We start from the raw sequence: 6,482 nt of genomic DNA, 5'->3' as shown, positions 1-6,482 counted from the left end.
GGCGAGCGGGGGCGGGACGGTCGCTCGGGGGTGTGGGGCCGGTAGGCTGATCGGGCTCTGCTTCCGATCCCGAGGGTTGCCATGAAGATCGCCGTGACCGGCTCGATCGCCACCGACCATCTGATGAGCTTCCCCGGCCGGTTCGCCGACCAGCTCATCGCCGACCAGCTGCACAAGGTGTCGCTCTCCTTCCTGGTGGACGACCTGGTGCTGCGCCGGGGCGGAGTGGCAGCGAACATCGCGTTCGGCATGGGACAGCTCGGACTGCGTCCGGTGCTGCTCGGCGCGGTCGGCGCCGACTTCGCCGACTACCGTTCCTGGCTGGAACGGCACGGGGTCGACTGCGACTCGGTGCACATCAGCGAGGTGGCGCACACCGCCCGCTTCGTCTGCACCACCGACACCGACATGTGTCAGATCGCCTCCTTCTACGCCGGGGCGATGAGCGAGGCCCGCAACATCGAGCTCCGCCCGGTCGCCGAGCGTCTCGGCGGGCTGGACCTGGTGCTGGTCGGCGCCAACGACCCGGAGGCGATGCTGCGGCACTCCGCCGAGTGCCGCGAGCGCGGCTACCCGTTCGCCGCCGACCCCTCCCAGCAACTCGCCCGGATGCCGGGCGAGGACGTGATGGCGCTCATCGAGGGCGCGGACTACCTGATGACCAACGACTACGAGAAGTCGCTGCTCCAGCAGAAGGCCGGGCTCAGCGACGACCAGCTGCTGGACCTGGTCCGGATCCGAGTCACCACGCTGGGCAAGGACGGGGTGGAGATCGCCGGCCGGGAGATCGACCCGATCCACGTACCGATCGCCCGCCAGACCCAGGCGGTCGACCCGACCGGCGTCGGCGACGGCTTCCGCGCCGGTTTCTTCACCGCACTCTCCTGGGGCGTCGGGCTGGAGCGCGCCGCCCAGGTCGGCTCCCTGCTCGCCACCCTGGTGCTGGAGACCGTCGGAACCCAGGAGTACGACGTACGCCCCGACCTCTTCGTCAAGCGCCTCGCCGAGTCCTACGGCGACGAGGCCGCCGACGAGGTCCGCCCCCGCCTCCTGCCCTGACAGTCGTTGTCGAACGTCCAGGTGCTTCACGGTTCGCCGATGGACGCTGACCTGCCGTACACGCGTACCGCGCTCGCCGACGACCTGGCGTCGCTCGGACTGCGACGTGGGTCGGTGCTGCTGGTGCACTCGTCACTCACAGCGCTCGGCTGGGTCTGCGGCGGCCCGGTCGCGGTGGTCCAGGCGCTGCTCGATGCCCTGGGCCCAGACGGCACGCTGGTGGTGCCGACGCACACACCGGACAACACCGATCCCGCCGGCTGGCAGCATCCGCCGGTGCCGGAGTCGTGGTGGCCGGTGATCCGCGCACACACGCCCGGATTCGACCCGGCGGTGACGCCGAGCCGGTGGATGGGCGTGATCGCGGAGACCGTCCGCACCTGGCCGGGCGCGCGGCGCAGCGACCACCCGCAGGTGTCGTTCGCGGCCGTCGGCCCGGCCGCCGAAGCGGTGGTGGGCGGGCATCAACTGGACGAGATGTTGGGCACGAATTCACCCGTGGGTGCGGTGTACCGTCTCGACGGTGACGTCCTGCTGCTGGGGGTGGGGCACCGCAGCAACACCTCGCTGCACCTGGCCGAGTACGGGTTGCCGGATCCGCCGCGCAGGCAGGAAGGCTCCGCTGTCCGCACCGCCACCGGTCGGGCCTGGATGCGCTGGCAGGACGTCGACACCGACGAGAGCGACTTCGACCGGTTGGGCGACGCCTTCGAAAGCACCGGCAGCGCGCGGATCGGGCAGGTGGGCGGGGCCGAGTGTCGACTGATGCGCCAGCGCCTGCTTGTCGACTTCGCGGTGGACTGGTTCGCGACCAGTCGGGCACCCCGCAAGCCATAGACCAGTCCGTAGCCCGCTCCGCTCGATGGTCAGGTCGGTGCGGATCGGAGGGTGTGCACGACCGGGTGCCGGGTGGCGACGATCGCGGGGATGGCGAGCAGGACTCTGAGTGCTGCCGCTTCGCGGTCGGCTTGTGTCGAGGGTCGCGCTGCCGGAGGCGGTCGGCGAGTCCCGGTGGCCATCGTTCGACAGGGACGCCGGATGTCAGTGGGTGGTCGGGGTGAGCGTGGTGATGAAGGCCGACCACTGGCGGCGGGAGAAGGTGAGCACGGGACCGGGGCGGTCCTTGCTGTCGCGCACCGCGACCAGGTCGGGCAGGATCGCGCACTCCACGCAGTCGCCGTTGTTGGCGCTGCGGCTGCTGGTGAACCAGGAGGGGCGGCGGAGCGGTCGGGGGTGGACACGCTGGCCGCCGAGGGCTAGGCCGCGCCGGCCAGCTCCCTGATCAACGCGCGCGACTCGGCGGGCGAGAGGGCGACCTGGCGCAGGTTGTCGGCCACCCTTCTATAGGTCCGTACGCCGTCCGGATCCTGCACGTACATCGCCCCGTCGAGCACCTCGGTGTAGGCGATCGGCCGGACGTGGGCGAAGTCCAGCAGGACGAACTTGCCCAACGGCGTCGCTGCGTGTGGGCCGTCCTCGGGCCGGAGCACCTGCACTGTCACGTTCGGCAACTCCGACATGGCGGCCAGGTGGGCGAGCTGGGCCCGCCGGGTCTCGTCGCCGTTGACCCGCAGCCGCAGCCGCAGCCGCAGCCGCAGCCGCAGCCGCAGCGCGGCCTCGCCGACGACCGCGTGCAGGGCCAGTGGCTCGTCGTCGGTCAGCCGCTGCGCCCGGGTCTGCCGGAACCCCACGAAACGCTCGGCGTGATCCGGACGGACGAAACCGGTGCCGAAGGTCAGCGCCTGCGCGTAGCTCTCGGTCTGGAGCAGGCCGGGGATCACCATCGACTCGAAAACGAACGCGCCGTCGGCGAGACCTTCCAGGCCGACGTACGTCTTGAACCAGTCCGGCATCACGTTGGCCCACGGCGCCCACCAGGTCTTCGCGTCGGACCTGGTGGCGAGCGCGGTGAGCCGGTCGATCGCCGGCTGATCGGCTCCGCAGGCCCCCAGTCCCGCCGCTCGGTTCGCCCGAGGAGTTCCAGCTGATGTTGGTCGACCTGGTCAACGAGTTCGCGCCACGACGGTTTGCGATCTGTGAGGAGTACGGCGATCGCGTCGACGCTGATGTCTTCGCCTGGGGCCTGGCATTTGCCGACGGCGCGTTGGTCTGCGGCGATGATCGTGCATTCACCGTGCAGTTCACGAACCCGGACAGCGCCGTACGCCTCTTCTCTCGCTCCGGCCGTCGGCTGCGACTGCTCTGGGTCGATGCGGCGCTGCCTTGTTGAGCCGCTTGTTAATAGGGGGCCCTTCCTATACACGAGGCGTTAATAGGGGGCCCCTCCTTTCACCGCCGGCGGCGGATGTGGTGGGCGGTGCCGGCGGTGCCGAGGAACTCCTGTTGGCGCATCCGGCACCAGGCGGGGATGTCGACGGCGGCGGCGGGGTCGTCGGCGAGCACCCGGATCACCGCGCCCACCGGCAGCTCGGGTAGTCGGCGGGCCAGCGCGATCACCGGCAGCGGGCAGCGCTGGCCGAGGCAGTCGAGGATCTCGTCAGGTTCGGGGGTGGTCACAGGCCCACCACCCCGGCCTGGGCGCGCAGGTCGGCCACGATGCCGGGCAGTTCGGCGAGGAAACGGTCGACGTCGGCCTCGGTGGTGTCGCGGTGCAGCGAGACGCGTACGTTGCCGTGCGAAAGCACCCCCATCGCCTCCAGCACGTGCGACGGGCGCAGTGTGGACGAGGTGCACGACGAGCCGGACGAGACGGCGAAGCCGCGCCGGTCCAGCGCGTGCAGCAGCGCCTCGCCGTCGACGTACAGGCAGGAAAAGGTGACCAGGTGCGGCAGCCGGTGTTCCGGGTCGCCGACCACCTCCACGTCCGGCACCTCGGCCGCCACCCGGGCGCGGATCCGGTCCACCAGCGGCGACAACCGGGCCGCCTCCGTAGCCGCGTCGGCCGCCGCCGCGCGCAGACTGGCCGCAGCGGCCACCACCGCCGGCAGGTTCACCGTGCCCGGCGCCCGGCCCGACTCGTGTTCGTCGGCCGGCCAGGGCGACTCCCAGCGGGTGCCCTTGCGGACCACCAGCAGACCGACGCCGGGCGGGCCGCCCCACTTGCGGGCGCTCGCGCTCAACACCGACCACCCGGCCGGCACCGGCATCCGGCCCACGACCTGGGCGGCGTCGACGTACAGCGGTACCCCGGCGGCGAAGCAGGTCGACACCGCAGCGTCGACCGGCTGCACGGTGCCCACCTCGTGGCTGGCCGCGATCAACGCGGCCAGCGCCACCCTGGGCCGGGTCACCGCGGCCGACCAGGCGTCGAGGTCCAACCGGCCGAGGCGGTCGACCGGCACCGAGGTGGCCGTGCCGCCGCCGGCCACGTGCCGTTCGGCCGCGTGCAACACGGCGGAGTGCTCAATCGCCGAGTGCACCAGCGCCGCACCGGTGCGCCGTCGCCCGGCCAGGCCGCCGAGCACTGCGGAGTGCGCCGCGGTGGTGCCGCTGGCGGTGAAGGAAAGCTCGTCGGGGCGTACCCCGAGGGTGTCCGCCGCGGCCTCGCGCGCGGCGTCGAGCAACTGGCGGGCGCGCCGGGCGGGCGCGTAGAGCCGGTCGGGGTCGGTCCAGCCGTCGTCGAGCGCGGCCAGCAACGCCTGTCGCGCGACCGGATGCAACGGCGCGGCGGTGGCGGCGTCCAGGTAGACGGGGGAGGGGATCACGTCTGCTGACGTTATCGTCTCGGCCGGCCCCGGATCCCCTCTCTCGGGTGTGGGAACTGACCCCAACCGGGTCCAGCCCGTCATGGTCGAGTAATCTGCGACCGTCGGTGACGCCTTTGCCGCTGGTGCGGTCGCTCCGCTCGGCGGGGCCGGCCAGATCGAGGAAGACACCGCGGCGCGCTAGGGAGGCAGGACCAGGTGGTCGCAAGGAGTTCGGAGGTACGGCCGACGGCCGTACGGCGCAGCGCATCCCCGGGAGCCGGCGGGCGGCGGGGTCGTCGCGCGGGGCGTCTCGCCGGGCTCGGATTCGGTGGGGCGGCGCTACTGATCCTGCTCACCGGCTGTGACGTCAACTCGGCGTTCGGCTTCGGCTGGCCGCAGGGCATCACCCCCGAATCCCGGCGGATGTACGACCTGTGGATCGCCTCGTGCATCGCGGCGCTCGTGGTCGGCGTCTTCGTCTGGGGCCTGATCTTCTGGTGCGTCGTGCGTTACCGCAAGCGTGGCAACGAACTGCCAGTGCAGACGCGGTACAACCTGCCGATGGAGTTCCTCTACACGATCGCGCCGGTGCTGATCGTCTCGGTGCTCTTCTACTACACCGCGGTCGTGCAGACCGACGTGGTGAAGACCACCAGCAACCCCGACGTGACCGTCGAGGTGGTCGCGTTCAAGTGGAACTGGCAGTTCAACTACCGCGACGGCCAGGGCGTCGACGCCAACACCACCGCCTCGGTGCTGGGCACCAGCGAGGTCATCCCGATCCTGGTGCTGCCGACCGACAGGTCCATCCGGTTCGAGGAGACCAGCAAGGACGTCATCCACTCGTTCTGGGTGCCGGAGATGCTGTTCAAGCGGGACGTCATGCCGGGCAACATCCGTAACGTCTTCGAGGTCTCCTCGCTGGAGTCCGAGGGCGCGTACGTGGGCCGCTGCGCCGAACTGTGCGGCAGCTACCACGCCTTCATGAACTTCGAGCTGCGGGTGGTCTCGCCGGAGAACTTCGACCGCTTCCTCGCCGCCAAGCAGGGTGGCGCCTCGACCCAGGACGCGTTGACCTCGATCGGCGAGGAGCCGTACGCGGTGACCACGCGGCCGTTCGAGACGCGGCGTACCGAGCACAACTTCAACCAGGCCGGCGCGGGAAGCTGAGGTAGCGGGCATGAAGACCGAGTGGCGCATCTTCCTGATCATCGCTGCGTTCCTGCTGTTCGCGACCTTCCTCTACGGCGGCTGGACCTGGGCCGACTCGGGTGGCCGCGTCGAGTGGATCGGCACCGTGGCCCTGCTGCTGTCGTTCCTGCTCTGCTCGATGTGCGGCGGCTTCTTCTGGTTCGTCTCCCGCCGGATCGACCTGCGCCCGGAGGACCGGCCGGACGCTGAGATCGCCGACGGCGCCGGCGAGATCGGCTTCTTCAGCCCGGGCAGCTACTGGCCGTTCGGCCTGGCGCTGGCTGCCGCGACCGCCGGTCTGGGCCTGGTGTTCTGGCAGTTCTGGCTGCTCGGCCTTGGCGCGGTGGCAGTGATCTTCGCCGCCTGTGGCCTGCTCTTCGAGTACTACTCCGGCACCCGCCGTACCGCCGAACACTGACCCTGCAAACGCCGGAAGCCCGCCTCCCCAGGGAGACGGGCTTCCCGCTTTTCCCCGTGTTGATCAAGAAGTTTGCGTCACCCAGCGCGCGAAATCCGACGCAAACTTCTTGATCAACACGAGCGGCCCGAGCGCGAGCGGCGTGAGGGGCGTGAGGGGCGCGGGGG

At 70.8% G+C, this 6,482-nt stretch carries 8 protein-coding genes and 1 pseudogene; 5 read left to right on the top strand and 4 right to left on the bottom strand.

All coding sequences use genetic code 11. From position 1 onward, the window contains the following. The first annotated feature begins 81 nt into the window (after positions 1 to 81). On the top strand, positions 82 to 1,059 hold the full coding sequence (locus tag C1I93_RS27000) for a carbohydrate kinase family protein (protein WP_111246096.1): 978 nt from the start codon (positions 82 to 84) through the stop codon (positions 1,057 to 1,059). Positions 1,060 to 1,098: 39 nt separating this feature from the next. After that, positions 1,099 to 1,896 (top strand): AAC(3) family N-acetyltransferase, encoded by a 798-nt coding sequence (locus C1I93_RS26995; protein ID WP_111246095.1) that lies wholly within the window; start codon positions 1,099 to 1,101, stop codon positions 1,894 to 1,896. Between the two features lie 204 nt (positions 1,897 to 2,100). On the opposite strand, the pseudogene C1I93_RS26990 reads toward C1I93_RS26995, so the two are convergent. Together C1I93_RS26990 and C1I93_RS26985 are read right to left on the bottom strand one after the other, a co-directional pair. Further along, positions 2,101 to 2,283: pseudogene (locus C1I93_RS26990) on the bottom strand (DUF397 domain-containing protein); the annotation flags it as partial. Positions 2,284 to 2,315: 32 nt separating this feature from the next. After that, a complete protein-coding gene (locus C1I93_RS26985) occupies positions 2,316 to 2,912 on the bottom strand; it encodes a DUF5753 domain-containing protein (protein ID WP_212808318.1) in 597 nt (198 codons plus the stop codon). Between the two features lie 134 nt (positions 2,913 to 3,046). Between C1I93_RS26985 and C1I93_RS26980 the strand changes: the two genes are divergently transcribed. Beyond that, a complete protein-coding gene (locus C1I93_RS26980) occupies positions 3,047 to 3,289 on the top strand; it encodes a hypothetical protein (RefSeq protein WP_111246092.1) in 243 nt (80 codons plus the stop codon). 59 nt (positions 3,290 to 3,348) lie between these two features. On the opposite strand, the gene C1I93_RS26975 is transcribed toward C1I93_RS26980, so the two are convergent. Then, the gene (locus C1I93_RS26975; protein WP_111246091.1) at positions 3,349 to 3,576 is read right to left on the bottom strand and encodes a sulfurtransferase TusA family protein; all 228 of its coding nucleotides are present in this window, start codon (positions 3,574 to 3,576) and stop codon (positions 3,349 to 3,351) included. Further along, entirely contained in the window at positions 3,573 to 4,724 is a 1,152-nt protein-coding gene (locus C1I93_RS26970) for a cysteine desulfurase family protein (protein WP_111246090.1), read from the bottom strand. The genes C1I93_RS26975 and C1I93_RS26970 overlap by 4 nt, the downstream gene beginning before the upstream one ends. Before the next feature lie 198 nt (positions 4,725 to 4,922). On the opposite strand from C1I93_RS26970, the gene ctaC reads away from it, so the two are divergent. Beyond that, positions 4,923 to 5,876, top strand: a complete 954-nt coding sequence (gene ctaC, locus C1I93_RS26965) for an aa3-type cytochrome oxidase subunit II (protein WP_111246089.1) — start codon at positions 4,923 to 4,925, stop codon at positions 5,874 to 5,876. Between the two features lie 10 nt (positions 5,877 to 5,886). After that, positions 5,887 to 6,315 carry a cytochrome c oxidase subunit 4 gene (locus C1I93_RS26960; RefSeq protein ID WP_111246088.1) on the top strand — a complete coding sequence of 143 codons (429 nt, stop codon included), beginning with the start codon at positions 5,887 to 5,889 and terminating at the stop codon, positions 6,313 to 6,315. The last annotated feature ends 167 nt before the right edge of the window (positions 6,316 to 6,482 follow it).

This window comes from Micromonospora endophytica, assembly GCF_003236305.1.
In the GTDB taxonomy this organism is placed as follows: Bacteria; Actinomycetota; Actinomycetes; order Mycobacteriales; family Micromonosporaceae; genus Micromonospora; species Micromonospora endophytica.
The sequence above is the reverse complement of the archived record's forward strand: the minus strand, read 5'-3'. Positions and strand labels throughout refer to the sequence as shown.

Bases quoted from the DNA above. Each gene is read 5' to 3' on its own strand.
- C1I93_RS27000 (WP_111246096.1), top strand. From the start codon at position 82: ATGAAGATCGCCGTGACCGGCTCGATCGCCACCGACCATCTGATGAGC.
- C1I93_RS26995 (WP_111246095.1), top strand. From the start codon at position 1,099: ATGGACGCTGACCTGCCGTACACGCGTACCGCGCTCGCCGACGACCTG.
- C1I93_RS26985 (WP_212808318.1), bottom strand. From the start codon at position 2,912: ATGCCGGACTGGTTCAAGACGTACGTCGGCCTGGAAGGTCTCGCCGAC.
- C1I93_RS26980 (WP_111246092.1), top strand. From the start codon at position 3,047: ATGTTGGTCGACCTGGTCAACGAGTTCGCGCCACGACGGTTTGCGATC.
- C1I93_RS26960 (WP_111246088.1), top strand. From the start codon at position 5,887: ATGAAGACCGAGTGGCGCATCTTCCTGATCATCGCTGCGTTCCTGCTG.